This is a genomic window from Piezobacter thermophilus (genome assembly GCF_055386745.1).
Map to the genome: position 1 here is coordinate 1,217,290 of NZ_AP042380.1, position 25,734 is coordinate 1,243,023.

25 protein-coding genes are annotated in these 25,734 nt (G+C 67.7%); 20 read left to right on the top strand and 5 right to left on the bottom strand.

Features of this window, described 5'->3' with window-relative positions:
• Genes ACZ5CM_RS05860 through ACZ5CM_RS05875 form a run of 4 tightly spaced genes read left to right on the top strand, consistent with a single transcriptional unit; the run spans position 1 to position 3,212 of the window.
• Positions 1 to 894 (top strand): ABC transporter ATP-binding protein, encoded by an 894-nt coding sequence (locus tag ACZ5CM_RS05860; protein WP_464641774.1) that lies wholly within the window; start codon positions 1 to 3, stop codon positions 892 to 894.
• Positions 891 to 1,712 (top strand): ABC transporter permease, encoded by an 822-nt coding sequence (locus ACZ5CM_RS05865; protein ID WP_464641776.1) that lies wholly within the window; start codon positions 891 to 893, stop codon positions 1,710 to 1,712. The genes ACZ5CM_RS05860 and ACZ5CM_RS05865 overlap by 4 nt, the downstream gene beginning before the upstream one ends.
• Before the next feature lie 11 nt (positions 1,713 to 1,723).
• Entirely contained in the window at positions 1,724 to 2,281 is a 558-nt protein-coding gene (locus ACZ5CM_RS05870; protein ID WP_464642511.1) for a nitrous oxide reductase accessory protein NosL, read from the top strand.
• Position 2,282: 1 nt separating this feature from the next.
• A complete protein-coding gene (locus tag ACZ5CM_RS05875; RefSeq protein ID WP_464641778.1) occupies positions 2,283 to 3,212 on the top strand; it encodes an FAD:protein FMN transferase in 930 nt (309 codons plus the stop codon).
• Positions 3,213 to 3,234: 22 nt separating this feature from the next.
• Here ACZ5CM_RS05875 and ACZ5CM_RS05880 read toward each other — a convergent pair whose 3' ends face one another.
• Complete coding sequence (locus ACZ5CM_RS05880) at positions 3,235 to 5,007, bottom strand: SLC13 family permease (RefSeq protein WP_464641780.1); 1,773 nt, start codon at positions 5,005 to 5,007, stop codon at positions 3,235 to 3,237.
• Between the two features lie 106 nt (positions 5,008 to 5,113).
• On the opposite strand from ACZ5CM_RS05880, the gene ACZ5CM_RS05885 reads away from it, so the two are divergent.
• The 4 genes from ACZ5CM_RS05885 (at position 5,114) to betA (ending at position 9,276) form a co-directional block, all read left to right on the top strand.
• Positions 5,114 to 5,854, top strand: coding sequence for a YebC/PmpR family DNA-binding transcriptional regulator (locus ACZ5CM_RS05885; RefSeq protein ID WP_464641782.1), 741 nt, complete (start codon positions 5,114 to 5,116; stop codon positions 5,852 to 5,854).
• Positions 5,855 to 6,008: 154 nt separating this feature from the next.
• Entirely contained in the window at positions 6,009 to 6,914 is a 906-nt protein-coding gene (locus tag ACZ5CM_RS05890; protein WP_464641784.1) for a DMT family transporter, read from the top strand.
• Positions 6,915 to 6,986: 72 nt separating this feature from the next.
• Positions 6,987 to 7,559: a choline-binding transcriptional repressor BetI gene (betI, locus tag ACZ5CM_RS05895; RefSeq protein ID WP_464641786.1), complete on the top strand. Its 573-nt coding sequence runs from the start codon at positions 6,987 to 6,989 to the stop codon at positions 7,557 to 7,559.
• A 52-nt stretch (positions 7,560 to 7,611) separates the two neighbouring features.
• Positions 7,612 to 9,276 (top strand): choline dehydrogenase, encoded by a 1,665-nt coding sequence (betA, locus tag ACZ5CM_RS05900; protein ID WP_464641788.1) that lies wholly within the window; start codon positions 7,612 to 7,614, stop codon positions 9,274 to 9,276.
• On the opposite strand, the gene ACZ5CM_RS05905 is transcribed toward betA, so the two are convergent.
• The 3 genes from ACZ5CM_RS05905 to ACZ5CM_RS05915 form a co-directional block, all read right to left on the bottom strand.
• Positions 9,277 to 10,677 (bottom strand): helix-turn-helix domain-containing protein, encoded by a 1,401-nt coding sequence (locus ACZ5CM_RS05905; RefSeq protein ID WP_464641790.1) that lies wholly within the window; start codon positions 10,675 to 10,677, stop codon positions 9,277 to 9,279.
• Positions 10,678 to 10,765: 88 nt separating this feature from the next.
• On the bottom strand, positions 10,766 to 11,971 hold the full coding sequence (locus tag ACZ5CM_RS05910) for a multidrug effflux MFS transporter (RefSeq protein WP_464641792.1): 1,206 nt from the start codon (positions 11,969 to 11,971) through the stop codon (positions 10,766 to 10,768).
• A 67-nt stretch (positions 11,972 to 12,038) separates the two neighbouring features.
• Positions 12,039 to 13,337 carry a M10 family metallopeptidase C-terminal domain-containing protein gene (locus tag ACZ5CM_RS05915; protein WP_464641794.1) on the bottom strand — a complete coding sequence of 433 codons (1,299 nt, stop codon included), beginning with the start codon at positions 13,335 to 13,337 and terminating at the stop codon, positions 12,039 to 12,041.
• Between the two features lie 216 nt (positions 13,338 to 13,553).
• Here ACZ5CM_RS05915 and ACZ5CM_RS05920 point away from each other — a divergent pair, with 216 nt between their 5' ends.
• The 6 genes from ACZ5CM_RS05920 (at position 13,554) to ACZ5CM_RS05945 (ending at position 19,258) form a co-directional block, all read left to right on the top strand.
• On the top strand, positions 13,554 to 15,086 hold the full coding sequence (locus ACZ5CM_RS05920) for an acyl-CoA carboxylase subunit beta (RefSeq protein WP_464641796.1): 1,533 nt from the start codon (positions 13,554 to 13,556) through the stop codon (positions 15,084 to 15,086).
• 91 nt (positions 15,087 to 15,177) lie between these two features.
• Entirely contained in the window at positions 15,178 to 15,576 is a 399-nt protein-coding gene (locus tag ACZ5CM_RS05925) for a cupin domain-containing protein (RefSeq protein ID WP_464641798.1), read from the top strand.
• A complete protein-coding gene (locus ACZ5CM_RS05930; RefSeq protein WP_464641800.1) occupies positions 15,573 to 16,058 on the top strand; it encodes a DUF6497 family protein in 486 nt (161 codons plus the stop codon). The genes ACZ5CM_RS05925 and ACZ5CM_RS05930 overlap by 4 nt, the downstream gene beginning before the upstream one ends.
• A gap of 88 nt (positions 16,059 to 16,146) precedes the next feature.
• On the top strand, positions 16,147 to 16,494 hold the full coding sequence (locus ACZ5CM_RS05935; protein WP_464641801.1) for a hypothetical protein: 348 nt from the start codon (positions 16,147 to 16,149) through the stop codon (positions 16,492 to 16,494).
• Between the two features lie 367 nt (positions 16,495 to 16,861).
• A complete protein-coding gene (locus ACZ5CM_RS05940; RefSeq protein ID WP_464641803.1) occupies positions 16,862 to 17,077 on the top strand; it encodes a hypothetical protein in 216 nt (71 codons plus the stop codon).
• Positions 17,078 to 17,212: 135 nt separating this feature from the next.
• Entirely contained in the window at positions 17,213 to 19,258 is a 2,046-nt protein-coding gene (locus ACZ5CM_RS05945; RefSeq protein WP_464641805.1) for an acetyl-CoA carboxylase biotin carboxylase subunit, read from the top strand.
• Between the two features lie 166 nt (positions 19,259 to 19,424).
• On the opposite strand, the gene ACZ5CM_RS05950 is transcribed toward ACZ5CM_RS05945, so the two are convergent.
• Complete coding sequence (locus tag ACZ5CM_RS05950; protein ID WP_464641806.1) at positions 19,425 to 19,946, bottom strand: DUF4174 domain-containing protein; 522 nt, start codon at positions 19,944 to 19,946, stop codon at positions 19,425 to 19,427.
• 154 nt (positions 19,947 to 20,100) lie between these two features.
• Here ACZ5CM_RS05950 and scpA point away from each other — a divergent pair, with 154 nt between their 5' ends.
• From scpA to ACZ5CM_RS05980, 6 genes are all read left to right on the top strand, one after another.
• Complete coding sequence (gene scpA / locus ACZ5CM_RS05955; RefSeq protein WP_464641807.1) at positions 20,101 to 22,230, top strand: methylmalonyl-CoA mutase; 2,130 nt, start codon at positions 20,101 to 20,103, stop codon at positions 22,228 to 22,230.
• Between the two features lie 112 nt (positions 22,231 to 22,342).
• Entirely contained in the window at positions 22,343 to 22,951 is a 609-nt protein-coding gene (locus tag ACZ5CM_RS05960) for a VOC family protein (RefSeq protein ID WP_464642513.1), read from the top strand.
• The gene (locus tag ACZ5CM_RS05965; RefSeq protein ID WP_464641809.1) at positions 22,948 to 23,469 is read left to right on the top strand and encodes an N-acetyltransferase family protein; all 522 of its coding nucleotides are present in this window, start codon (positions 22,948 to 22,950) and stop codon (positions 23,467 to 23,469) included. The genes ACZ5CM_RS05960 and ACZ5CM_RS05965 overlap by 4 nt, the downstream gene beginning before the upstream one ends.
• 10 nt (positions 23,470 to 23,479) lie before the next feature.
• On the top strand, positions 23,480 to 24,184 hold the full coding sequence (locus ACZ5CM_RS05970) for a TerB family tellurite resistance protein (RefSeq protein WP_464641811.1): 705 nt from the start codon (positions 23,480 to 23,482) through the stop codon (positions 24,182 to 24,184).
• Positions 24,185 to 24,276: 92 nt separating this feature from the next.
• Entirely contained in the window at positions 24,277 to 25,293 is a 1,017-nt protein-coding gene (locus tag ACZ5CM_RS05975) for an endonuclease/exonuclease/phosphatase family protein (RefSeq protein ID WP_464641813.1), read from the top strand.
• Between the two features lie 44 nt (positions 25,294 to 25,337).
• Positions 25,338 to 25,727 (top strand): hypothetical protein, encoded by a 390-nt coding sequence (locus tag ACZ5CM_RS05980; RefSeq protein ID WP_464641814.1) that lies wholly within the window; start codon positions 25,338 to 25,340, stop codon positions 25,725 to 25,727.
• Positions 25,728 to 25,734 lie beyond the last annotated feature (7 nt).

Below are 25,734 nucleotides of genomic sequence, written 5' to 3' on the forward strand. Positions count from 1 at the left end.
ATGGACAATCTCGTCCTCGAAAACGTCTGCAAGAACTTTGGCGGCTTTGCGGCGCTGCGGAATGTCTCGTTCACCGTCGGCGCGGGGCAGAAGGTCGCCCTTCTGGGCCATAACGGCGCCGGCAAGACCACGCTGATGAAGGCGATCCTCGGGCTGCAGCCGGCCGACAGCGGCCGCATCGTGGTGATGGGGGCGGCGCCGGGCAGCCTGTCCGCCCGCCGGCAGGTGGCCTGCCTGCCGGAAAACGTGGCCTTCCATTCGGCGCTGACCGGACGCGAACAGATCCGGCTTTACCTGCGGCTGCGCGGGCAGCCGGTGAAACTGGCCGACGAGCTGCTGGAGCGGGTCGGCCTGGGCCCGGCGGCGCACCGGCGCATCGGCACCTATTCCAAGGGCATGCGGCAGAAGGTGGGGCTGGCGCAGGCGCTGATCGGGGCGCCGCGGCTGATGATCCTCGACGAACCCACCAGCGGGCTGGACCCGGTCTCGCGGCGCGAATTCTACGCCATCCTCGACGAGCTGGCCCGTCAGGGCACGGCGATCCTGCTTTCCAGCCACGCCCTGACCGAGGTCGAGGCCCGCACCGACCGCATCGTGATCCTGTCGAAGGGGCAGGTGGTGGCCGACGACACCCTGGCCGGGCTGCGCGCGGCGGCCGGGCTGCCGACAAGGATCCAGGTCGCCGCCCGCCCCGGCGCCGCCGACGAGGTGGCCCGCACCCTGCAGGCGGGGCGGCGCAACGGGGTGTTGGTGGATCTGACCTGTTCGCCCGAGGACAAGCTGGAGCGGCTGCGCGAGATCACCGCGCTGGGCGCGAAGGTGCGCGATCTGGACGTGGTGCCGCCCAGCCTTGACGACATTTATGAACATTTCAGCCGGAGGGCCGGGGAATGAACGGCGTCATCGGGTATTCGGGGGCGGAATTCCGCATCGCCCTGCGCAACCGCTGGATCCTGATCCTGACCGTCACCATGGCGCTGTTCGCGCTGGTGCTGACGCTGGCGGGAAGCGGACCCACCGGCACGCTGGGTGCTGATCAGCTGTCGGTGACGGTGGCCAGCCTGACCGGGCTGGCGGTCTATCTGGTGCCGCTGATGGCGCTGCTGGTGTCCTTCGACGCGGTGGCCGGCGAGGTCGAGCGCGGCACGCTGGCGCTGACGCTTGCCTATCCGGTGTCGCGCTGGTCGGTGCTGCTGGGCAAGTTCGTGGCCCATGTGGGGATTCTTGCGCTGGCGCTGCTGGTGGGCTACGGCGTGGCCGCGCTCACCGCCTTTGCGCTGGACGAGGACGCCGGGCGCGGGCTGGTCGCGCTGGGGCGGCTTTACTGGTCGTCGGTGCTGCTGGGCGCGGGCTTCGTGGGGCTGGGCTACCTGGCCTCGGGGCTTTCGCGGCGGCCGGCGACGGCGGCGGGGCTGGTGATCGGGCTGTGGCTGGTGGCGATCGTGCTTTACGATCTGGGGCTGCTGGCGGCGATCGTGGCCGATGACGGCGGCACCTTCACCGAAAAGCTGTTCCCGTGGCTTCTGATCGGCAATCCGGCCGATGCCTTCCGCCTGTTCAACCTGGCCGCATCCGAGGCCACTGCCGCCGCCTCGGGCGTGGCGGGGGCGGCCAGTGCGATCATGCCGGCGCAGGCGCTGGCCAGCATCCTGGTCTGGCCGCTTCTCGCCTTCGGCCTGGCCGCCTGGCGGTTTCGGAGGGTCGTTCCGTGAAGGCCGCCATCATGCTGACCGCGGCGCTGCTGGCGCTGACCGCCTGCAAGGACGAGGAAGAACGCGCAGCCCTTCCTCCGCCGGTGGCCATGACCGAGGACGCGCTTGGCTATTACTGCCAGATGGCGATGACCGAACATCCCGGCCCCAAGGCGCAGATCCACCTTCGCGATGCGCCGGCGCCGCTGTTCTTCTCGCAGGTGCGCGACGCCATCGCCTATCAGCGCATGCCCGAACAGAGCGCGCAGATCGTGGTCATCTATGTCAGCGACATGAGTCGTGCCCCCAGCTGGGACGATCCGGGGGCCGAGAACTGGATCCCCGCGGACGAGGCCTTCTACGTGGTCGGCTCGGACGCGGTGGGCGGCATGGGCGCGGCCGAGGTGGTGCCGTTTTCGCGCCGTGAGGATGCCGAGGCCTTTGCCGCCGCCCGCGGCGGGCGGGTGGTCCGCCTGTCGGGCATTGCCGACAGCGATGTGCTGACCCCCGAAGGGCAGGGGATGCCCGGCATGGACGGGGAAGATTATCTCGACCGCCTGAAGGCGGTGGAAAAGGAAGGAAACGGTTGACATGAAGAACCTGTCTCGCCGCCGATTTCTGGCCATCAGCGCCGCGGCCGCAACTCTGGGCGCGGCGCCGGCCGGGCCGTCGCGGGCCGCGCAGCTGACCCGCTGGCAGGGTATCGCGCTGGGGGCGCGGGCCACGATCACGCTGGCGCATCCGGACGCGGCGCGCATCATCGCCCGCGCCCGGGCCGAGATTGACCGGCTGGAGGGCATCTTCAGCCTCTACCGCCCCGACTCGGCGCTGGCGCGGCTCAACCGCGACGGGCAGCTCGCCGACCCGCCCTTCGAGCTTCTGGAATGCCTGGGCCAGTGCGGAGCGGTTCATGCGGCCACCGGGGGTGCCTTCGACCCGACGGTGCAGCCGCTGTGGCGCCTTTACGCCGCGCATCGCGGCCGGCCGCCGCAGCAGCAGGTGGCGCGGGCCCTGTCCCGCACCGGCTGGCAGCATGTGGCCTATGACGGCGCCGGAGGAATCCGGCTGGCGCGACCGGGCATGGCGCTGACGCTCAACGGCATCGCGCAGGGATATGTGGCCGACCGGGTGGCGGCGCTGCTGCGGGCCGAGGGGCTGACCGACATCCTCGTGGACACCGGCGAGATGCGCGCGCTGGGGGGCATGCCGGAAGGTGGCGGCTGGCCGGTTTCGCTGCAGGCCGGCGCCGAGCGTATCCCCGACGCGGTGGCCCTGCGCGACCGGGCGCTGGCCAGCTCTGCCCCCCTGGGCACGGTCCTGGATGACGAGGGGCGGGTAGGCCATGTGCTTGATCCCGCGACCGGGCGGCCGGCGCCGGCGCGCTGGCGGCTGGTGTCGGTGCTGGCGCCCTTGGCGGCGATTGCCGACGGGCTGTCTACCGCCGGCTGCCTGATGGAGCGCGACGCCTTCGCCCGCGCGGTGGCTGCTTTCGAGGGCGCCGAGATCCTCTGGATGGCCTGACGGGCCGGGTGAGGGGCCGGGCCTACAGCGGCCAGAAGATCAGGATGGCGGGGATGCTGACGGCGATCACCAGCGCCTCCAGCGGCAGGCCCATGCGCCAGTAGTCGCCGAAGCGGTAGCCGCCCGGCCCCAGGATCAGCGTGTTGTTCTTGTGCCCGATGGGGGTGAGAAAGGCCGAGGACGCCGCCACCGCCACCGCCATCAGGAAGGGATCGGGGGACACCCCCAGGGAGCTGGCCATCTGGATGCCCACCGGCGCGGCCACGATGGTGGTTGCGGTGTTGTTGAGCACGTCCGACAGCGTCATCGTCACCACCATCAGCACGCTCAGCGCCACCCAGGCCGGCCAGCCCGCGGTCAGCCCCACCAGCGCATCGGCAATCAGCGCCGTGCCCCCCGCCGCCTCCAGCGCGGCGCCCAGCGGGATCATCGACCCAAGCAGCACCACCACCGGCCATTCCACATGTTCGTAGATCTCGGCAATGGGCAGGATCCGGGTCAGCACATATGCCACCACCACCAGCCCCAGCGCCACCGGCAGGTAGATCAGCCCGAAGCTTGCCGCCGCCACTGCCGCGGCGAAGATGCCGATGGCGGCCCATGTCTTTTCGTTGGCGGTGACGCTCAGGCCGCGCTCGGCCAGGGGCAGCACGCCCAGCCATTCGGCCACGTCCTGCGCCGTCCCCTGCGGGGCGAGCAGCAGCAGCAGGTCGCCGGGCCGGATCGGCGTCTGGCGCACATGGGCCGAGATCCGCCTGCCGTGCCGCGAGATGCCCAGAAGCACCGTGCCCCGCCGCCATGCCAGCCCCACGCCCTGGGCGGTCTTGCCGGCGATGCGGGCGCCCTCGGGCACCACCACCTCGATCACCTCCAGGCCTTCGCCGGCGGCGCTCAGCTGCGCTTTCCGGCGGGGATCGGCGAAATCCAGCCGCAGTGCCGCGCGAAATTCGTCCAGCGCCTCGGGCGTGGCCTCGATCACCAGCGCGTCGCCGGCCCTGAGAATGGCGTTCGCGGCCCGGCCGTAGCGGCGCTTGCCATCGCGGATCAGCCCCAGGATGGCCACGTCCGCCCGGTCGGCCTCGGGGTAGAGTTCGGCCAGGCGGCGGCCGATATGGGGCGAATCCGCCGGCACCGTCAGTTCGGCGATGTATTGAGCGATCTCGGCCGCCCGGTCGCCCGCGCCGCCCCGGGCGGGGATCAGCCGCCAGCCGATCAGCGCCACGAAAACCAGCCCGGCAATCGCCGCCACCCCGCCCACGGGGGCGAAGTCGAACATGGCAAAGGGGGTGCCCAGGGCCTCGGCGCGGATCTCGGCGATGATGATGTTGGGCGGCGTGCCGATCAGGGTCACCATGCCGCCGAGGATGGTGGCAAAGCTCAGCGGCATCAGCGACAGCGCCGGCGAGCGGCCCGCCTTGCGCGCGGTCTGCACGTCCACCGGCATCAGCAGCGCCAGCGCCGCCACGTTGTTCATGAAGGCCGAAAGCACCGCGCCGATCCCGCCCATCAGCGCGATATGCGCGGCCAGCGGCCGGGTTGCATCGACCAGCGTCCGGGTGATGAGGAACACCGCACCCGAGCGCACCAGCCCTGCCGACACGATGAGAACTAGCGCCACCACCAGTGTTGCCGGGTGGCCGAAGCCCGAGAAGGCGCGCTCGACCGGCACCACGCCCAGCACCACCGCCACCAGCAGCGCAGTGAAAGCCACCAGATCATAGCGGAACCGGCCCCACAGCAGCAAACCGAACACCGCGGCGAAAAGGGCGAAAAGGGTGATCTGGTCCCAGGTCATGGGCACGACCTTAACGCCGCCGCCCCCCGCCGCAAGCGGCGACTTGAACAGCCCGCCGGGCGCGGTCTATATGGGTCCGATCGAGGCAACATCACGGGAATAGATCATGGCCGGCCATTCCAAATGGGCAAACATCCAGCACCGCAAGGGGCGCCAGGACGCCGCGCGCTCCAAGCTGTTCTCGAAACTGTCCAAGGAGATCACGGTCGCGGCCAAGATGGGCGACCCGGACCCGGACAAGAACCCGCGCCTGCGGCTGGCGGTGAAAGAGGCCCGCGCCCAGTCCATGCCCAAGGAAAACATCGAGCGCGCGATCAAGAAGGCCACCGGCGGCGAGGCCGAGGCCTACGAGGAAATTCGCTATGAAGGCTACGGGCCGGGCGGCGTTGCCGTGATCGTCGAGGCGATGACCGACAACCGCAACCGCACCGCCTCAAGCGTCCGGTCGATCTTTGCCAAGCATGGCGGGAACCTGGGCGAAACCGGCTCGGTCGGTTTCATGTTCGAGCGCATGGGCCAGATCGTCTATCCGCTCAGCGTGGGCGATTACGAGACCGTGTTCGAGGCGGCGCTCGAGGCCGGTGCCGAGGATGTCGAGGATACCGACGACGGTTATTTCATCTATACCGATCCGACCGAGCTGGCCGCCGTTTCGACCCAGCTGGAAGAGGCCCTGGGCCCGTCGGAATCGACCCGCCTGATCTGGCAGCCGACGACGACGACCGAGCTGGACCTCGAAGGCATGCGCAAGCTGATGAAGCTGATCGAGGCGCTTGAAGACGACGACGACGTGCAGCGGGTGACGACCAATTTCGAGGCCTCCGACGAGGTTCTGGCCCAGCTCTGACCGGGCCCGCACCCGCTTCGGGTCACGGGCCATGGTTGAGGGCCGCGCGAGGCGGGCTACGCCCGCCGCCGGCGGCGACATGCGCGCGCTTGCGGCGAACTGGTTGTCATGTGAAGGGTTGTCTCCACGCCCGTTTGGGTGTTCAAGCTGAACCATGACCGTTGCCCCCGCAAACCGCCCGCTTGCCGGCATCTTCTGGATGCTGGTGACGGGGCTGTGCTTTGTCGCCGTCACGGCGCTGGTGAAATATCTCGGCCCGCGGATTCCGCCGCAGGAGCAGGCCTTCCTGCGCTATGTGCTGGGGCTGATACTGCTTCTGCCCGCCCTGCGGCCGCTGTTGCGCAGCCGGCCCACGCCGCGGCTGTGGGCGCTGTTTGCCGGGCGCGGGCTTCTGCACGCGGGGGCGGTGATGCTGTGGTTCTTCGCCATGACCCGCATCCCCCTGGCCGAGGTCACGGCGATGAACTACCTCGCCCCCGTCTATGTCACCATCGGCGCGGCCCTGTTCCTTGGCGAAAGGATGGCCGCGCGCCGGATCGCGGCGGTGGTGGCGGCGCTGGTCGGTGCCCTCATCATCCTGCGCCCGGGATTTCGGGAAATCGGCCCGGGCCATCTGGCCATGCTGCTGGCGGCGGTGATCTTCGGCGGCTCCTACCTGACCGCCAAGATCCTGTCCTCCGAGGTCAGCCCGGCGCTGGTGGTCAGCCAGCTTTCGATCTGGGTGACGGTGGCCCTGGCCCCCTTCGCGGCGGCGGTCTGGGTGACGCCCACGCCGGCCGAACTGGGCATTCTCTTCGGCGTGGCCCTGTTCGCCACCGCCGGCCATTATACCATGACGCTCGCCTTCCGCGCCGCGCCGGTGACGGTGACCCAGCCGGTCACCTTCCTGCAGCTGGTCTGGGCCACGGCTCTTGGCGCGCTGGTGTTCGCAGAGCCGGTGGACGGCTGGGTGGTTCTCGGCGGCAGCGTGATCCTGGGCGCCGTCACCTTCATCACCTGGCGTGAGGCGGTCCTGCATCGGCGTGCCATAACGCCGCCGGTTCCGGCCACCAAGATCTGATGCCGCGTTATTGATTGACGAGTCAATAAACCAAATCTAGGATCGCCTGCGTTTTCAACGGAGGCGATGCATATGCCCAAGCTGGGGATGGAACCCGTCCGCCGCGAGGCGCTGGTCAGGGCGACCATCGCCGAGATCGGCGAGGAGGGCTCGCTCGACGTGACGGTAGCCCGGATCGCCCGGCGCGCGGGCATGTCGAGCGCGCTTGCGCATCACTATTTCGGCGGCAAGGACCAGATCTTTCTGGCCGCGATGCGGCGCATTCTCTCGGATTTCGGGGCCGAGGCCCGGCGCGAGCTGAAGGCCGCCCCGCCGCAGCGGCGGGCCGAGGCGATCATTCGGGCCAGTTTCGCCCCCGCCAGCTTCGATCCGGTGACGATCAGCGCCTGGATGACCTTCTATGTCCTGGCCCAGTCGGATGACGCGGCGCTGCGGCTGTGGCGCATCTATCAGCGCCGGCTGACCTCGAACCTGACCCATGCCCTGCGCGGCCGCTGCCGGGACCCGCGGCAGGCGGCTCAGGTGCTGGTGGCGCTGATCGACGGGCTTTACATCCGCGCGGCGCTGCACGAACCGGACGCGCCCGGGCGTGCCATCGGCCATGCCCTGCGCGTGCTGGCGCTGCTGACCGAGGCGTCGGGGTGAGGCCGGCCATGGGCGCATCCTGCCTGTTCTTCGCCCTGCATGGGGGCCGCGCATGAGCTACGAGGCGGATTTCGTCATCATCGGCGCCGGATCGGCCGGCTGCGCCATGGCCTACCGGCTGGCCGAGGCCGGGCGGTCGGTCCTGGTGATCGAATATGGCGGCTCGGATGCCGGGCCGTTCATCCAGATGCCGGCGGCACTGAGCTATCCCATGAACATGGCCCGCTATGACTGGGGCTATCGCAGCGAACCCGAACCGCGCCTGAACAACCGCCGTCTTGTCTGCCCGCGCGGCAAGGTGCTGGGCGGCTCGTCCAGCATCAACGGCATGGTCTATGTGCGCGGCCACGCGATGGATTTCGACCACTGGGCCGAACAGGGCGCCGAGGGGTGGTCCTATGCCGACGTGCTGCCCTATTTCAAGCGCATGGAATGCTGGCACGACGGCGGACATGGCGGCGATCCGTCATGGCGCGGCACCGACGGGCCGCTGCATGTCACCCGCGGGCCGCGCCGCAACCCGCTTTTCCACGCCTTTGTCGAGGCCGGCCGGCAGGCGGGCTACGAAATCACCCACGACTACAACGGCGAAAAGCAGGAAGGCTTCGGCCCGATGGAACAGACCGTCTGGAAGGGGCGGCGCTGGTCGGCTGCGAACGCCTATCTCAGGCCGGCGCTGAGGACCGGGCGCTGCGCGGTGCTGCGCGGGCTGGCGGCGCGCATTCGCATCCGCGACGGCCGGGCGAGAGGGGTCGAGGTGATCCGTGGCGCCCGCCGGGAAACCGTGACCGCGCGCTGCGAGGTGATCGTGGCGGCCTCGGCCATCAATTCCCCCAAGCTCCTGATGCTGTCGGGGATCGGTCCGGGCGCGCATCTGGCCGAACACGGGATCGAGGTGATCGCCGACCGCCCTGGCGTCGGCGCCAACCTGCAGGATCACCTGGAACTCTATATCCAGATGGCGGCGAAACAGCCGATCACGCTGTATCGGCACTGGAATCCGGTCTCCAAGGCGTTGATCGGGGCGCAATGGCTGTTCACGAAGACCGGGCTGGGGGCCTCGAACCAGTTCGAAAGCGCGGCCTTTGTCCGCTCGCGTGCGGGAGTGCCCTATCCCGACATCCAGTATCATTTCCTGCCGATGGCGGTGCGCTATGACGGCAAGGCGGCGGCCGAAGGGCACGGGTTCCAGGCCCATGTGGGGCCGATGCGCTCGCCCTCGCGCGGGTCCGTCAGGCTGCGCTCGGCCGACCCGGCGGTGGCGCCGGAGATCCGCTTCAACTACATGTCCAGCGAGCAGGACTGGCAGGATTTCCGCACCTGCATTCGGCTGACGCGGGAAATCTTCGCCCAGCCCGCCTTTGCCCCCTATGCCGATCACGAGATCCAACCCGGCCCGCAGGTGCAAAGCGACGACGAGCTGGACGCCTTCATCGCCGAACATGCCGAAAGCGCCTTTCACCCCTGCGGCACCTGCCGGATGGGGCGGGCGGACGATCCGCGCGCGGTGGTGGACCCCCAGGGCCGGGTGATCGGGGTCGAGGGGCTGCGCGTGGCCGACAGCTCGATCTTTCCGCGCATCACCAACGGCAATCTCAACGCGCCCTCGATCATGGTCGGCGAAAAGATCGCCGATCACGTTCTGGGCCGCGATCCGTTGCCGCGTGCCGATGTCACCCCCTGGATCCACCCCCGCTGGCAGGTGGCGCAGCGGTGATCAGTTCACCCGATAGGGCAGGATCCCGCGTTCGTTGCCGTCGATGGACAGACGCCGCTCCAGCGGCGGGACCGAGCGCTGATGGCAATCGGAGCGTTCGCAGATGCGGCAGGAAATGCCGATCGGCTCGTAGGCGGCGGCGTTCGAGACGTCCAGATTGTCGGCATAGACCAGCGAGCCGGCGTGCCGCACCTCGCAGCCCAGCGCGATGGCATAGCGCCGCACCGGCGCGCCGTAGGAGCCGCCCGGCTTGGAGACGTCGCGGGCCAGCGAGATATAGCGCACCCCGTCCGGCGTCTCGGCCAGCTGCAGCAGGAACCGCCCCGGCGTCTCGAAGGCGCGATGCACGTTCCACAGCGGGCAGGCGCCGCCGAAACGGGCGAATTGCAGCCGCGTGGCGCTGTGGCGCTTGGTGATGGTGCCGGCCTGATCGACCCGGACGAAGAAGAAGGGGATGCCCTTTGCCCCCGGCCTCTGCAGGGTGGAAAGCCGATGCGCGACCTGCTCGATCGAGGCGCCGAAGCGGTTGGAGAGGATCTCCAGGTCGTGCCGGCACGCCTGCGCCGCGTCCAGGAACTCGCCATAGGGCATCAGCGCCGCGCCGGCGAAATAGTTGGCCAGGCCGATCTTGGCGATGGCGCGGGCTTCTTCGCTGTGGAAGCGGGCAAGATCCAGCGTGGCCTCGATCAGCTTGTCCTGCTGCAGAAGCGCCACCTGCAACAGCATCTGGAAGGTCCGGGTCTGCGGGGCGGTGCGTGTCGAAAGCCGCAGCCTGCGCGTTTGCGGATCGAAGCGCCGCAGCGCCTGCATGTCGGCGAACTCGACCCGCACGCCGCGCGATTCCAGCCAGTCCAGCGCCACGGCCCGGATGTCGGTGCTGCCGTTGCGGCGGGCCGCGAAATGCTCGGCGGCGCGGTCCATCGCGTCGATGTAGTTGTCGCAGTAGTGGAAGAAGTCGCGCACCTCCTCCCAGGGGCTGGCCTGGATGCGGGCGTCTTCGCGCCCCAGCGCCTCGTCCAGCGAGGCCAGCCGCTCATGGGTCTGGCGATAGCTGCGATGGAGCGCCAGGAACGCCCGCGCCAGCGCCGGCGCATTCGAGGCGGTCAGGCGCAGATCGGCCAGCGGCGGGATGTCGTCGCTGAAGACCGGATCGGCCAGCGCCTCGCGCATGTCGCTGACCAGGCGTTCGCTGTCGCCGGCCGACAGCTCCGTCACGTCCAGCCCGAATTCCTGCGCCAGTGCCAGCACCACGGTGGTGCTGACGGGGCGGTTGTTGTTTTCCATCTGGTTCAGATAGGGCAGCGAGACGCCGAGCTTGGCCGCGAAATCCTTTTGCGTCAGCCCCAGGCGCGTGCGGATCTCGCGCAGCTTCGCCCCGGCATAGAGTTTCTGGGTGGGCATGCGGTGCCTTTCACGGAGCGTTCGGGCAGGGTTCTTTGCAGATTAGCATATATCGAAGCTTATATTTGCAAATGATCGGAGGCAAGCGTCACAGGCCAAGGCGGCGTTCGCGGGCGATCACCGCGGCAATGGCGGCGATGGCCAGCGCCGAGGTGGTCAGCATCAGCACCAGCAGCGGTGTCGCGCCCGTCTGCGGGGTCAGCATCGACCCGGCCAGTGCGCTGAACCCGGCCCCTCCGCCCAGCATGATCGCGCCCGACAGGCCCGAGGCGGTCCCCGCCAGGTGCGGTCGCACCGACAGCGCCCCGGCGGTGGCGTTGGGGATCGCCATTCCGTTGCCCAGCCCCACGAAGGACATGAAACCGAAGAACACCGCTGCCGAACCCAGCCCCGCCAGCGTCAGCAGCAGCGACAGCGCGACGCCCAGCGTGCAGGCCAGCGCCCCCCACAGCACCATCCGGTTGACGCCGAACCGGACCGAGAACCTTCCGCTGAGGAAATTTCCCAGGAAATAGCCCACCGCCGGGGCTCCGAACCACAATCCCAGCCGCCCGGGATTCATGCCATAGACCTGCGTCCCCACGAAGGGGGCGCCGCCCAGATAGGCGAAGAAGGCCCCGGCCGAAAACCCCGAGGCCAGCGAATAGCCCCAGAACCGGGGCGAGCGCAGCAGCTGGGGGAACTCGCGGAACTGCCGGGCCAGCGTCAGGCCGCTCTTGCGGGCGGTTTCTCCGAAATCGGCCCAGACCAGCGCCAGCGTCAGTCCGCCCAGCCCGAACAGCAGCCAGAAATTGGCCTGCCACCCGAACATCTCGTCCAGCAGCCCTCCGACGGCCGGGCCGACCATCGGCACCACGGCCATGCCCATGGTGACATAGCCGATCATGCTGGCCGCCTTGTCCTGAGGGTAGAGGTCGCGCACCGCGGCGCGGCTGAGCACCATGCCGATGGCGATGGTGGCCTGCGCCATGCGGAAGGCAAGGAAGACCTGCGCCGTGGGGGCAAGGATGCAGCCCAGAGTCGCCAGCAGGAACAGCCCCAGCCCCCACAGGATCACCGGACGCCGGCCCATCTTGTCGGCGACCGGTCCGACAAGCACCTGCATGACGGCGTTCACGCCCAGATAGAGCGCCACCGAAAGCTGCATCAGCCGGTAGTCGGTCTGGAAATAGGCGGTCATGTTCGGCAGGCTGGGCAGAAACACGTTCATGCTCAGCGCCGAAAGGCCGGCCAGAAGAATCAGCGTGGCGATATGTGGGGGGCTTTTGCTCTGCCCCCCGGTCGAACTGTCCATCCTTCGCGGGTAGCCCGCCGATCCCGTCTTGTCCATCCTCGCCGGCGAGGAAGCGACGTCACGTCCCTCAGGCGATAATCAGGTCGTCCGCAAGCTGGGCGACGGTGATGCCGAGGATCTTCAACTGGCTGCCATCGGGCAGGGCGAAGATGGCGTCCGCGCCCACATCGGTCGCGGTTGCCAGCGCATCCGCCACCGTGGCAAAGCCGAAGCCCTTCAGCTTTACCGTGTCCACGTTGTCGGCAAAATCCCTGATCACGTCCTTGCCGCCGCCTGCGGCAAAGACGAAGGTGTCGGTGCCGGCGTCCCCGAACAGCTTGTCGTTGCCCTTGCCGCCGTTGATGACGTCCTTGCCCTTGCCGCCATGGATCACGTCCCGGCCGCCATCTCCGAACAGCTTGTCGTTGCCGGCCTGGCCGTTCACCTTGTCATTGCCCTTTCCGCCACGGATCACGTCCACATTGCCGCCACCCTTGATCGTGTCGGCTCCGCCCAGGCCCGAAAGCTTGTTCTTCAGCCCGTTGCCGATGATCGTGTCGCCGCCCTTGCCGCCGGTGGCGTTCTCGATCTTCGTGCCGAAGGTGATGGCCACGTCGTCGGTGTTGTCGAAGGTCGAGAACTTTCCCTGCCGCAGGTCGAAGGAGACCGGGGTGGTCCGTGCGCCGGCCGTGAACGTATCGATTCCGCCGCTGTCCCAGATCGCGTCGATGGTGCTGGTACGGGGACCCGTATAGCTGTCATTGCCGGTATTGTAGTCTGCCGCACCCCAGATATCCTGCAGGGCGAAGATGTCGTACAGCATCATCGCGTCGCTGCGTGCGCCATTGTCCGGGTTGGCGGTGTAGGACATCACCGTGTACTTGTTGCTGTCCAGATTCGTGGGCAGCGCCGGCGCGTCGAAGGGATGCTTCAGCCCGCCGGCATGGCCCAGCTCGTGCAGGATCAGATTCGTCTGCCCCGAGGACAGGTCCAGGTTGCGGTCATAGACGACATAGGAATCGATCTGCGTGATGACGCTGCCATTGTTCCAGACCAGCGAGCCGCCAAAGCCGGCCACGCCCGCGGGCAGCGTGACCTTGCCCACGTTCATATCCGGATCCGGATCGCCGGTGACCTCCTGGAAGGTCACGTTCAGGAAGGTCTCGATATGGGCAAGAGCGGTGCGGAATGCGGCCTTTTCCGCCGCCGACAGCGCAGTCCAGTTGTTGTAGGTGACCCAATAGGTCCCTTCCCAGTCAACAGGTTCGGAGTTGCCTGCGAACTGGTAGGTGATGACCTGTCGCGGCGATCCGGTGGTGTTGATGGGGGGGAAGGCGGTAAAGTTGCTGAACTGCATCGCGTCCAGAATCTGCGCTTTTGTGACCATTGTTCCTTTTGCTCCTTTCCATGCCCCGCCCGGCGATGTTAGCAGACCTCCTCGCCGGCACAAAGCCGCCATGGCGCAGCGGCAATCTGCCGCTTTCGCAAATATTCACATTTGCTGACTACTATTTGCAATAATTTGCAAATTTGCCGAATTTCGCTTTGGTCCCTCCGATGTTGCCACTATGGTCCGGCAAAATCGACAAAGGGGCACCCGACCATGAAGGACATTCTTTCCCAGCTGGAGACCCGCCGCGAGGCAGCCCGGATGGGGGGCGGCGCGCGACGGATCGAGGCGCAGCACGCCCGCGGCAAGCTGACCGCGCGCGAACGCATTGAGCTGCTTCTCGACGAGGGCAGCTTCGAGGAATTCGACATGTTCGTGACCCACCGCTGCACCGATTTCGGCATGGAGAAGCAGAAGATCGCCGGCGACGGGGTGGTTACCGGCTGGGGCACCATCAACGGCCGCATGGTCTACGTGTTTTCCCAGGACTTCACGGTGTTCGGCGGCTCGCTCTCGGAAACCCACGCCCAGAAGATCTGCAAGATCATGGACATGGCGGTGCAGAACGGCGCCCCCGTCATCGGCATCAACGACTCGGGCGGCGCCCGCATCCAGGAGGGCGTGGCCAGCCTCGCCGGTTATGCCGAAGTGTTCCAGCGCAACATCATGGCCTCGGGCGTGGTGCCGCAAATTTCCGTCATCATGGGCCCCTGTGCGGGCGGGGCGGTCTATTCTCCGGCCATGACCGATTTCATCTTCATGGTCCGGGATACCTCCTACATGTTCGTCACCGGCCCCGACGTGGTGAAGACGGTGACCAACGAACAGGTCACCGCCGAGGAACTGGGCGGCGCCGCCACCCACACGAAGAAATCCTCGGTCGCCGACGGCGCCTTCGAGAACGACGTCGAGGCGCTGGCCGAGATCCGCCGGCTGGTGGACTTCCTGCCGCTCAACAACCGCGCCAGGCCCCCCGTCCGCCCCTTCTTCGACGATCCCGGCCGGGTCGAGATGTCGCTCGACACCCTGGTGCCCGACAATCCCAACCAGCCCTACGACATGAAGGAGCTGATCCTGAAGGTAGCGGACGAAGGCGACTTCTACGAAATCCAGGAGGATTTCGCGAAGAACATCATCACCGGCTTCATCCGGCTCGAAGGGCGTACGGTGGGCGTGGTGGCCAACCAGCCGCTGGTGCTGGCCGGCTGTCTCGACATCGACAGCTCGCGCAAGGCGGCACGCTTCGTGCGCTTCTGCGACGCCTTCGAGATCCCGATCCTCACCTTCGTGGACGTGCCCGGATTCCTCCCCGGCACCGCGCAGGAATATGGCGGCGTCATCAAGCACGGGGCGAAGCTGCTCTTCGCCTATGGCGAGGCCACCGTGCCGAAGGTGACCGTGATCACCCGCAAGGCCTATGGCGGCGCCTATGACGTGATGGCCTCCAAGCACCTGCGGGGCGATTTCAACTATGCTTGGCCTTCGGCCGAAATCGCGGTGATGGGCGCCAAGGGCGCGGTCGAGATCATCCACCGCGCCGACCTCGACGACCCCGAAAAGATCGCCCGCCATACCGCGGATTACGAAAAGCGCTTCGCCAATCCCTTCGTGGCGGCCGAGCGCGGCTTCGTGGATGAGGTCATCATGCCCCATTCCACCCGCCGCCGGGTTTGCCGCGCCTTCGCCTCGCTGCGCAACAAGGACCTGAAGAACCCCTGGAAGAAGCACGACAATATCCCGCTGTGAGCGCTCCTTCCTCTTGCCGGAAATACTCCCGCCGGAGGCGCCCGCCATCGCAACAGGTACCGAGGCAGGAACAGGACCGACAGGACAACACATGACCCGATTGTGGAAGAACCAGGCATTCACCGTCTCCCACGCCGACGATTCTCCGTTCGCCGGCGACGGGTTGCGCGCATTCTTCCAGTATCGCGACCTCGGAATCGCCGCCGCCACGGGGGGAAAATTCGGCGCCCATGTGATCCGGGCGGTTCCGGGGATGGAAAGCCCCGGCGAATGGCATTCCCACGATCTCGACTTCCAGATGGTCTTCGTTCTCAGGGGCTGGGTCGTGTTCGAATATGAAGGGCAGGGGGAACATCTGCTGCGCGCGGGCTCGTGCGTGCTGCAGCCGCCGGGGATCCGCCATCGCGAGCTGCGCCATTCCGACGACATGGAACTGATCGAGATCACCTCGCCCGCGACATTTGACACAAGGGATGAGTCTGCCCCATGATCGAGCGCACCGCGAACGGGACCGCGCGCGCCGGTGGCGCAGCGCCCGCAGCCCCGGCGGGAGGAGCCCGCCGCAAGCGGTGGGGTCGGGGCTGTGGACCCGTGGCGGCGCTGCTGCTGGCGGCGACCGCTGCCTGGGGGCAGGATCCCGAAATCCGCGTGCCCTCGGGGCTGTCTGTGCAGTTGATCGAGGTTCTCACCGACGAAAACCCCGGCGAGATGTGGTTGCGGTTCCGCTTTCTCGCGCCCGACCTGTCCCGCGGCTCGGACTCGACCGGGCTGGAGGCCGCGGCCGACGACATGGACTGGCTGTGCCGCAACCTCGTCCTGCCCTATCTGGAGAAATACCGGTTGCGCCCCGTTCGCGTGGTCCTCTCGATCTCCGACCGCCCGGTACCCTTCGGAGAGACCAACCCCGAGGCCACGCAGATCTTCGAAACCTATCGCGTATCGGGTGGCGAATGCGTGTGGGAGGCCTTCTGATGACGACACGCGGCGCACCGACCCGGCCCTCTGTCCGATACCATACCCGATACGGGGCTCGATACCGTATCCGGCGGGAGGGCGTTCCATGCTGAAGCATCGCGGCTTCCCGGGCCGCTATCCCGGCTCGGACTACCAGTTCACCATCCGCCGCGCCAACCCGAAGGGCGCGACCCGGCTCATCCGGCGCGAACGCTTCGCCGACCGCAAGGCAATCGACCGCAAGGTGGACGCCGCCTTCATGGCGGCCCTGTGGGAGCATTTCGGCGACCAGCCCTTCGCGCGCGGCAATCTCGATGCCGGCCGGCTCAGCTGGCTGTTCGGGCGCGAGGTGGTGCCGGCCGAAGACCCGTTCGACCCCGAAAGCTACGAGGCGCTCCTGCGCATCGACGTGGACGCGGCCCGCGCCTCCTTCCCGGAGGTATTTCAGCGGTGATCGGCATGAATCTGCCCAGGCCTCGGCGCGACCGGCGGGATTTGGCCCGAACGCGGCCCGCTCGCGGCGGGCGCTTGGCAGGGGCAGGACTTTTCTGCAACCTCGGTCCTGCGGGTTGCCACCCTGTCCCTCGGCGGCCTGCCGACTTTGTTTTTCGTACCCCTTCCACTGGCGGGCGGGTCGGCGTCTGCGGCGCGGATCCGTCTGCCGATCTTTTGCCGGGGGGGGGCATCGGGCCCGGTCGGTCGGGCGCGCTTCGGCGAAGACCCGCCAAGGCCCTGCGACGGGGCGGTTTCGGCTTGCGGTTGCCGCCAAAGAGGCGTTTTCTGAAATCGGAAAACCCGAACCGGAAAAAAGGATGGGAAAGATGCGAGCAGCCAGAATTTCCAGAACTTTCGGTGTCTTTGCCATACTCGGCGTGCTGGCGGCCTGCGGCGAGACCGCGACCGAACAGACGCTTTACGGCGCCGGCGCGGGGCTGGCAACGGCGCTGCTGGTCGATGGCGACCCGGTGGTGGGCGCGCTGGCCGGCGGGGCGGCCAACCTCGCCTATTGCCAGGCCAACCCCGGCAAGTGCAACTGATCGGGGCCGGCCGGCCCGTTTCCTGACAGTCCCGCCCGCGACCGGGCGGGCCGTCGATCTGCGAAGAACCGTCCCGGGGGATGCGCCCCGGGGCGGTTCTTTGCCTGCGCAAAACCCCAAGACGAAGGACAGAGCATGTTCAAGAAGATCCTGATCGCGAACCGGGGCGAAATCGCCTGCCGGGTCATCAAGACCGCCCGCAGGATGGGCATATCCACCGTCGCGATCTATTCGGATGCCGACCGGCACGCGCTGCATGTGCGCATGGCCGACGAGGCCGTGCATGTGGGCCCGCCTCCGGCCAGCCAGTCCTATATCGTGATCGAGAAGGTGCTGGCCGCCATCCGGGGCAGCGGCGCCGATGCGGTCCATCCCGGCTATGGCTTCCTGTCCGAGAACCCGCGCTTTGCCGAGGCGCTGGCCGCCGAAGGCGTGTCCTTCATCGGTCCTCCCACGGGTGCGATCGAGGCCATGGGGGACAAGATCACCTCGAAGAAGATCGCTCAGGAGGCGGGCGTGTCCACCGTGCCCGGCTACATGGGGCTGATCGAGGATGACGACGAGGCCGTGCGCATTGCCGGCGAGATCGGCTATCCGGTGATGATCAAGGCCAGCGCGGGCGGCGGCGGCAAGGGGATGCGCATCGCCTGGAACGACGAGGAGGTGCGTGAGGGCTTCCGCGCCTCGAAGAACGAGGCCGCGGCCTCGTTCGGCGACGACCGCATCTTCATCGAGAAGTTCATCACCAGCCCCCGCCATATCGAGATCCAGGTCCTGTGCGACAGCCACGGAAACGGGGTTTACCTGGGCGAGCGGGAATGCTCGATCCAGCGCCGCAACCAGAAGGTCATCGAGGAGGCGCCCTCGCCGTTTCTCGACGCGGCGACCCGCAAGGCGATGGGCGAACAGGCGGTGGCCCTGGCCCGCGCGGTGGATTACGCCAGCGCCGGCACGGTGGAATTCATCGTCGATGGGGCGCGCAATTTCTACTTCCTCGAGATGAACACCCGCCTTCAGGTCGAACACCCGGTGACCGAGCTGATCACCGGCGTCGATCTGGTGGAGCAGATGATCCGGGTGGCGGCCGGAGAGAAGCTTTCCATCACCCAGGACGACGTGCAGCTGCGCGGCTGGGCCATCGAAAGCCGCCTTTACGCCGAGGATCCCTATCGCGGTTTCCTGCCCTCGACCGGACGCCTGACCCGCTATCGCCCGCCCGCCGAGGTGGCGGCGGGGCCGCTTCTGGACAGCGGCAAGTGGCAGGGCGAGGCGCCGTCCGGAGAGGCTGCGGTTCGCAACGACACCGGCGTCTACGAGGGCGGCGAGATCAGCATGTATTACGACCCGATGATCGCCAAGCTGTGCACATGGGCGCCCGACCGCGCCGGTGCCATCGAGGCGATGCGGGTGGCGCTCGATTCCTTCGAGGTCGAGGGCATTGGCCACAACCTGCCCTTCCTTTCGGCGGTGATGGACAATCCGAAATTCGTCGCTGGCGACATCACCACCGCCTTCATCGCCGAGGAATATCCCGAGGGCTTTGACGGGGTCGAACTGCCCGAGGCGGCGCTGCGCGACATCGCCGCGGCGGTGGCGGCGATGAACCGGGTGGCCGAGATCCGCCGCACCCGCATCTCGGGGCGGATGGACAATCACGAACGCCGGGTCGGGACCGACTGGGTGGTGACGCTGCAGGGGGCGCGTTTCGCGGTGACGATCGATGCCGACCCGGAAGGCTCCACCATCACTTTCGAGGACGGCACCAGCCGGCGGGTGCAGAGCGACTGGACGCCGGGGCAGCGGCTGGCCCGGCTCGACGTGGACGGGCGGGCGCTGGTGCTCAAGGTCGGCAAGATTCCCGGCGGTTTCCGCATCCGCAACCGGGGCGCCGATCTGAAGGTGCATGTGCGCACGCCGCGGCAGGCGGAACTGGCCGAGCTGATGCCCGAAAAGTTGCCGCCGGACACCTCGAAGCTGCTGCTGTGCCCGATGCCCGGCCTGATCGTGCGCATCGACGTGGAAGAGGGGCAGGAGGTGCAGGAGGGCCAGGCGCTGTGCACTGTCGAGGCGATGAAGATGGAAAACATCCTGCGCGCCGAACGCCGCGGCGTGGTGGTGCGCATCAATGTGGGCCCGGGCGACAGTCTGGGCGTCGATGACGTGATCATGGAGTTCGAGTGAGCGGTGCACGGCAGAGGGCGGTGGCCGTGCGGCGCGCGGGCGGTCGTGGAGGCTGCCCTGTGCGTTGGCGCGCCGCTTTCGGCGCCGATGCGGGCCGGCAGATTCGGGGACGCCTCCGGCGGGAGTATTTTTGGCAAGAGGAAGAGGGCGCTCGGGGGCGGGAAGATCAGTTGCCGCCGGCGGCGGCCCCGGCCTTCTTGCGGCGGCGCTCTTCGACCTCGCGCAGGCGCATGGGCGTCTTGTCGATGGAGGCGGCGATTTCGCGCACCGTCCAGGGCAGCGGCTTGCGCAGCTTCACCTCGCCGTCCTTGTCCACCAGCGTCAGCTGGAAGCCGCGCGGGCGCAGCTTCTGGCGTACTGGCGTGCGGGCGGAAGGGTCGGAGTCGGTCAGCACCACCACGTCGCGGTCGCGCAGCATGTCTTCGCCGTCCCGAAGGAACTCGATCTGGTCCTGGAAGCGGGGATCGGCGGGGCTGTCGGCGAAGACGACGAGGACCCGTCTTGCCCACTTGAATTCCGACAGGTCGGACTCTCCGGCAGGGCGGATCAGCGGCTCGGCTGCCGTTTCCGGCGGTGTTTCGGCTGTCGGTTCGGCCTGCGCCGCCGCCGGCCCGGCCGCGTCTTGGGCGGTGGCCGGTGCGGCTGCCGGGAAAAAGACTGCCAGAACAAGGGCGAACAAGCGGGTCATGCGATCTCCTGTCAGGTCGAATATATGCGTCACGGCAGGGATTGCGACCGCCAGGATGAACGTGACGCACATATTTCCCGCCCCTTGCGGGCTGAACACTGGAACGAATACGGGTGCGGCGGTGGCCGCGCAAGGATGACGAGAGGATGAAGCGATGAGCAAGACGCTGGATGACTGGCGGGCACTGGCCGAAAAGGAGCTGCGCGGCCGCGCGATCGAGGATCTGGAGTGGACGACGCTGGAAGGCATCACGGTCAAGCCTCTCTATACCGAGGCCGACATCGAAGGTCTGCCGCACATGGGCAGCCTGCCCGGTTTCGGCCCCTTCACCCGCGGCGTGCGCGCCACCATGTATGCCGGCCGGCCCTGGACGATCCGGCAATATGCCGGGTTTTCCACCGCCGAGGAATCCAACGCCTTCTACCGGCGCAACCTGGCGGCCGGCCAGCAGGGGGTGTCGGTGGCCTTCGACCTGGCCACCCATCGCGGCTATGACAGCGACCACCCGCGGGTGGTGGGCGATGTGGGCAAGGCGGGGGTGGCGATCGATTCGGTGGAGGACATGAAGATCCTCTTCGACGGCATTCCTCTGGACCGGGTGTCGGTGTCGATGACCATGAACGGGGCGGTGATTCCGATCCTTGCCAGCTTCATCGTCACCGGCGAGGAGCAGGGCCATGACAAGGCGGTGCTGGCCGGCACCATCCAGAACGACATCCTCAAGGAGTTCATGGTCCGCAACACCTACATCTATCCGCCCGAGCCGTCGATGCGGATCGTGTCGGACATCATCGCCTATACCTCGGAGAAGATGCCGAAATTCAACTCGATCTCGATCTCGGGCTATCACATGCAGGAGGCCGGGGCGAATCTGGTGCAGGAGCTGGCCTATACGCTGGCCGACGGGCGCGAATATGTGCGCGCGGCGATCGCGGCAGGGCTGGATGTGGACCGCTTTGCCGGGCGGCTGAGCTTCTTTTTCGCCATCGGCATGAACTTCTTCATGGAGGCGGCCAAGCTGCGCGCGGCGCGCACGCTGTGGCATCGGGTGATGACCGAGTTCGGTGCCAGGGAGGAGCGCTCGAAGATGCTGCGCACGCATTGTCAGACCAGCGGCGTCAGCCTGCAGGAGCAGGATCCCTACAACAACATCATCCGCACCGCCTATGAGGCGCTTGCGGCGGTGCTGGGCGGCACCCAGTCGCTGCACACCAATGCGCTGGACGAGGCGATCGCGCTGCCCACCGATTTTTCCGCCCGTATCGCGCGCAACACGCAGCTGATCCTGCAGGAGGAGACCGGCATCACCCATGTGGTCGATCCTCTGGCCGGATCCTACTATGTCGAGAGCCTTACCAACGAGCTGATCGAGAAGGCCTGGGCGCTGATGGAAGAGGTCGAGGAGATGGGCGGCATGACGAAGGCGGTGGCCAGCGGCATGCCGAAGCTGCGCATCGAGGAAACCGCGGCGCGCCGGCAGGCGATGATTGACCGCGGCGAGGAGGTAATCGTTGGTGTCAACAAGTATCGGCGTGAGAAGGAAGAGCCGATCGAGATTCTCGAAGTGGACAACCGCAAGGTGCGCGAGGCGCAGATTGCGCGGCTCGAGAAGATCCGCGCCGAGCGCGACCAGGCGGCCTGCGATGCGGCTCTGGACGAGCTGACCCGGCGCGCGCGCGAGGGTGGAAATCTGCTTGAGGCGGCGGTCGAGGCGGCCCGCGCGCGGGCGACGGTGGGAGAGATCAGCATGGCGATGGAAAAGGTGTTCGGGCGTCACCGGGCCGAGGTGAAGACGCTGGCTGGCGTCTATGGCGCGGCCTATGAGGGCGATGAGGAGTTCGCCGCGATCCAGAAGGAGGTCGAGGCCTTTGCCGAGGAAGAGGGGCGCCGGCCGCGGATGCTGGTGGTCAAGATGGGGCAGGACGGGCATGACCGCGGCGCAAAGGTGATTGCCACCGCATTTGCCGATATCGGCTTTGACGTCGATGTGGGGCCGCTGTTCCAGACGCCGGAAGAGGCGGCGCAGGATGCCATCGACAATGACGTGCATGTGGTGGGGATTTCCTCGCAAGCGGCCGGGCACAAGACGCTGGCGCCGCAGCTGGTGGCGGCGCTGAAGGCGGCCGGTGCCGAGGATATCGTGGTGATCTGCGGTGGCGTCATTCCGCAGCAGGATTACGAATTCCTTTACGGGGCCGGGGTGAAGGCGATTTTCGGACCCGGCACCAATATTCCCGAGGCGGCACGCGACGTGTTGCGCCTGATCCGCGAGGCGCGTGGGTGATGGTGGGGTCGAGGGGGCTGTCTGCCCCCTCTTGGCCCGTGCCGGGCCAATTCACCCCCGAGAGTATTTTCGGCAAGAGGAAGGGGAGGGGGTGCTGATGCGCAGGCAGGTCATGGAGCTGGATCATCTGGCGGTGGCCGGGGAGACGCTGGAGGCGGCGCGGGCTGCCGTCGAGGGCGCGTTGGGCGTGGCCATGCAGCCGGGGGGGAAGCATGTGCTGTTCGGCACCCACAACTGCCTGCTGGGGCTGGCGGAGGGGGTGTATCTGGAGGCGATCGCGGTGGACCCCGGGGCACGGGATCCGGGGCGGGCGCGGTGGTTCGACCTGGACCTGTTCGCGGGGCCGGCGCGGCTGAGCAACTGGGTGTGCCGGGTTGATGATCTGGATGCGGTTCTGGCGGGGCTGCCTCCGGGCGCGGGGCGGCCTGTGGAGGTCAGCCGCGGGGCGTTGCGTTGGCGCATGGCGGTACCCGAGAGCGGGCGGTTGCCTTTCGACAATCTGTTTCCGGCGCTGATCGAGTGGCGAGGGGATCTGCGCCCCCAGGCGATGCTGTCGCCATCGGGGTGCCGGTTGATCCGGCTGACGGTTAGGCATCCGGACGCGTGCGAACTGGCGCGCGTGCTGGGCGGGATCAGCGATCCCCGGATTTCGTTCGAGGCAGGGCCGCCGGCGCTGTCGGCCCGTTTCGACACGCCGCAGGGAGGGAGGATCTTGACGTGAAGTTGCGGCCGGCCATGACGGCGGATGCCGCTGCGATCTGCGCGATCTGGAACCCGGTTATCCGCGAGACGCTTGTTACCTTCACCACCGAAGAGAAGACGGAGAGCGGCATCGCGGCCGAGATCGCCGCTCGCCGCCCGGTGTTCATTGTCGCGCAGGAAGGTGATGACGTGATCGGTTTTGCCACCGTTTCGCCGTTCCGGCCGGGGCCGGGCTATGCCTGGACTGCCGAGCACACGGTGCATGTGGCGTCCGGGGCGCGCGGCCGCGGTGTCGGGCGGGCGCTGATGGCGCGTCTGGAGGCTGAGACGCGGGCGCGGGGGGTGCATTCGCTGATCGCCGGGGTGAGCGGGGCCAACCGGGGCGGCCTGGCTTTTCACGCTGCGTTGGGATTTGTCGTGGTGGGCCGGCTGCCCGAGGTGGGGTTCAAGTTCGGCCGGTGGCTGGATCTGGTCTTGATGCAGAAAATGCTGGCGGTGCCGCGTGACGCACCTGACATGTCGGGCAGGGGCCGCTAGGGTGCGGACCATGTCGATCTGGAGCCGCATATCCGATGCGCTGGCCGCCCTGCGCAAGGGGGAAACCCTGCGTCACGTCTTCGAGCGGTTGCGCACCCCGCCCGAGCGGTCGGTGGCGTTCACCATCGCGGTGATTGCCCTGGGGGCTAAGATGGCCAAGGCCGACGGCCAGGTGACCCGGGACGAGGTGGCCGCCTTTCGCGAGGTGTTCCGGATCGCGCCGCGCGACGAGGCCAACGCGGCGCGGGTGTTCAACCTGGCGCGCACCGATGTGGCCGGGTATCGGGAATATGCCGCCTCGATCCGGCGCATGTTCGAGAACGACCCCGGCATGCTGTGCGACCTGATGGAGGGGCTTTTCCACATCGCCATGGCGGACGGGTTCTATCACCCGGACGAGAACGCCTTTCTTGAAGACGTGGCCGGGATATTCGGGCTGGACGAAAGCGCCTTCCGGGCGCTTCGGGCCCGTTTCGTGCCCGAGGAAAAGCCCGATCCCTACACGGTGCTCGGGGTCAGCCCGGACATGCCGAAGGAGGAAATCCGCAAGGTCTGGCGCCGGCAGGTGCGCCAGACCCATCCGGACGCGATGATTGCGCGCGGCCTGCCGGAAGAGGCGGTGCGGCTGGCCGAGAAACGGATGGTTGATCTCAACCGCGCCTGGGACGAGATCAATGGCGCCCGGGGTCGGGCCGGGAATGAATCCGGGAACTGATTCGGGGCGCTGTTCTGGCGACTGATCCCGTGCCGCGTGGTTGGGCGCGGGGCGCGTGCCCGGTGCATGATCGGGCGGAGGAGGGGCGAGGCATGCGTCTGGCAACCTACAACGTGGAATGGTTCGCCGATCTGTTCGATCACGCCGACCGGCTGATGGTCGATGACGAACCGTCCGGGCGCGAAGGCGTCACCCGGGCCGCCCAGATCGAGGCGCTGGGCAAGGTGTTCACGGCCGTGGATGCCGATGCCGTGATGGTCATCGAGGCCCCCAACACCGGCCGGCGGCAGGACACGGTGCGGGCGCTGGAGGGCTTTGCCGCCGCCTTCGATCTGCGCACGCGGCGGGCGGTGATGGGGTTTGCCAACGACACCCATCAGGAAATCGCCCTGCTCTACGATCCCGACCGCCTGACCGCCCGGCACGACCCGAAGGGCGAGGAGACCGGAAAGAAGGGTCGCCGCGGGTCGCCGCGTTTCGACGGGACCTTCCGCATCGACCTCGACATCGACGCGACCGAAGACCTGGTGACCTTCTCCAAGCCGCCGCTGGAACTGGAGGTGACCACCGCCGGGGGAACCCGGCTGCGGGTGATCGGCGCGCATCTGAAGTCGAAGGCGCCCCATGGCGAGAAGACCCGCAACGGCATGATTCGCGCGGCGATCGAGAACCGGCGCAAGCAGCTGGCACAGGCGGTGTGGCTGCGGGCGCGGATCGACGAACACATCGCGGCGGGCGAGTCGGTGATCCTCATGGGCGATCTCAATGACGGGCCCGGTCTGGACGAGTTCGAAAACCTGTTCGGGCGCTCTTCGGTCGAGGTACTTCTGGGGGACGACATGTTCGACCCCCACGCCCGCAGGGCGGTGCAGCCGCGCACTGCCGGGGCGGTTCCCACCACGGCGCGCTTTCTGCTGCCGGACGAGGATCGCTACCTCGAGGCGCTGCTGGACTACATCATGGTATCGCAGGACCTGATGGCGCGGCGGCCGTCCTGGCGTATCTGGCACCCGTTCGACGATCTGCGCTGCTGGCGGATACCCGAGCTGCGCGATGCGCTGCTGACGGCCTCGGATCACTTCCCGGTGTCGCTGGATATCGACATCTGAGCCTTTCCCTTCCCCCGTGCGGGACATTCCCGTATATGGCGGGCATGAGGTACCCTGTCGCAATTTTATTCGCGCTGGCGCTGGCGGCAATGCCGGCCTCGACCCCGGCGCAGGAAGACGACGGCAGGTCGCTGATGGAACGCGGCGCCGAGATGTTCCTCGAAGGCCTGCGCCGGGAACTGGAACCGGCGCTGGAAGATCTGCGCGACATGGCCGGGGAGTACGGCCCCTCGATGCGCAGCTTCTTCGAGGAAATGGGACCGGCCTTCATGGCCCTGCTGGACGAGGTGAAGGACTGGAGCCGCTACGAGCCGCCCGAGATCCTGCCCAATGGCGACATCATCATCCGCAGGAAGCCCGATCCCGACGCAGAGCCCGCCCCCGACCCGCAGCAGGCGCCGGACGCGCCCCCGCCGGGGGGAACCGATCTGTGACCGGCCC

Bases quoted from the DNA above. Each gene is read 5' to 3' on its own strand.
- ACZ5CM_RS05860 (WP_464641774.1), top strand. From the start codon at position 1: ATGGACAATCTCGTCCTCGAAAACGTCTGCAAGAACTTTGGCGGCTTT.
- betA (WP_464641788.1), top strand. From the start codon at position 7,612: ATGAGCTACGAGGCGGATTTCGTCATCATCGGCGCCGGATCGGCCGGC.
- ACZ5CM_RS05975 (WP_464641813.1), top strand. From the start codon at position 24,277: ATGCGTCTGGCAACCTACAACGTGGAATGGTTCGCCGATCTGTTCGAT.
- ACZ5CM_RS05920 (WP_464641796.1), top strand. From the start codon at position 13,554: ATGAAGGACATTCTTTCCCAGCTGGAGACCCGCCGCGAGGCAGCCCGG.
- ACZ5CM_RS05905 (WP_464641790.1), bottom strand. From the start codon at position 10,677: ATGCCCACCCAGAAACTCTATGCCGGGGCGAAGCTGCGCGAGATCCGC.
- betI (WP_464641786.1), top strand. From the start codon at position 6,987: ATGCCCAAGCTGGGGATGGAACCCGTCCGCCGCGAGGCGCTGGTCAGG.
- ACZ5CM_RS05925 (WP_464641798.1), top strand. From the start codon at position 15,178: ATGACCCGATTGTGGAAGAACCAGGCATTCACCGTCTCCCACGCCGAC.
- ACZ5CM_RS05960 (WP_464642513.1), top strand. From the start codon at position 22,343: ATGGAGCTGGATCATCTGGCGGTGGCCGGGGAGACGCTGGAGGCGGCG.
- ACZ5CM_RS05945 (WP_464641805.1), top strand. From the start codon at position 17,213: ATGTTCAAGAAGATCCTGATCGCGAACCGGGGCGAAATCGCCTGCCGG.
- ACZ5CM_RS05875 (WP_464641778.1), top strand. From the start codon at position 2,283: ATGAAGAACCTGTCTCGCCGCCGATTTCTGGCCATCAGCGCCGCGGCC.
- ACZ5CM_RS05885 (WP_464641782.1), top strand. From the start codon at position 5,114: ATGGCCGGCCATTCCAAATGGGCAAACATCCAGCACCGCAAGGGGCGC.
- ACZ5CM_RS05970 (WP_464641811.1), top strand. From the start codon at position 23,480: ATGTCGATCTGGAGCCGCATATCCGATGCGCTGGCCGCCCTGCGCAAG.
- ACZ5CM_RS05950 (WP_464641806.1), bottom strand. From the start codon at position 19,946: ATGACCCGCTTGTTCGCCCTTGTTCTGGCAGTCTTTTTCCCGGCAGCC.
- ACZ5CM_RS05865 (WP_464641776.1), top strand. From the start codon at position 891: ATGAACGGCGTCATCGGGTATTCGGGGGCGGAATTCCGCATCGCCCTG.
- ACZ5CM_RS05940 (WP_464641803.1), top strand. From the start codon at position 16,862: ATGCGAGCAGCCAGAATTTCCAGAACTTTCGGTGTCTTTGCCATACTC.
- ACZ5CM_RS05980 (WP_464641814.1), top strand. From the start codon at position 25,338: ATGAGGTACCCTGTCGCAATTTTATTCGCGCTGGCGCTGGCGGCAATG.
- ACZ5CM_RS05910 (WP_464641792.1), bottom strand. From the start codon at position 11,971: ATGGACAGTTCGACCGGGGGGCAGAGCAAAAGCCCCCCACATATCGCC.
- ACZ5CM_RS05935 (WP_464641801.1), top strand. From the start codon at position 16,147: ATGCTGAAGCATCGCGGCTTCCCGGGCCGCTATCCCGGCTCGGACTAC.
- ACZ5CM_RS05930 (WP_464641800.1), top strand. From the start codon at position 15,573: ATGATCGAGCGCACCGCGAACGGGACCGCGCGCGCCGGTGGCGCAGCG.
- scpA (WP_464641807.1), top strand. From the start codon at position 20,101: ATGAGCAAGACGCTGGATGACTGGCGGGCACTGGCCGAAAAGGAGCTG.
- ACZ5CM_RS05880 (WP_464641780.1), bottom strand. From the start codon at position 5,007: ATGACCTGGGACCAGATCACCCTTTTCGCCCTTTTCGCCGCGGTGTTC.
- ACZ5CM_RS05890 (WP_464641784.1), top strand. From the start codon at position 6,009: ATGACCGTTGCCCCCGCAAACCGCCCGCTTGCCGGCATCTTCTGGATG.
- ACZ5CM_RS05915 (WP_464641794.1), bottom strand. From the start codon at position 13,337: ATGGTCACAAAAGCGCAGATTCTGGACGCGATGCAGTTCAGCAACTTT.
- ACZ5CM_RS05870 (WP_464642511.1), top strand. From the start codon at position 1,724: ATGCTGACCGCGGCGCTGCTGGCGCTGACCGCCTGCAAGGACGAGGAA.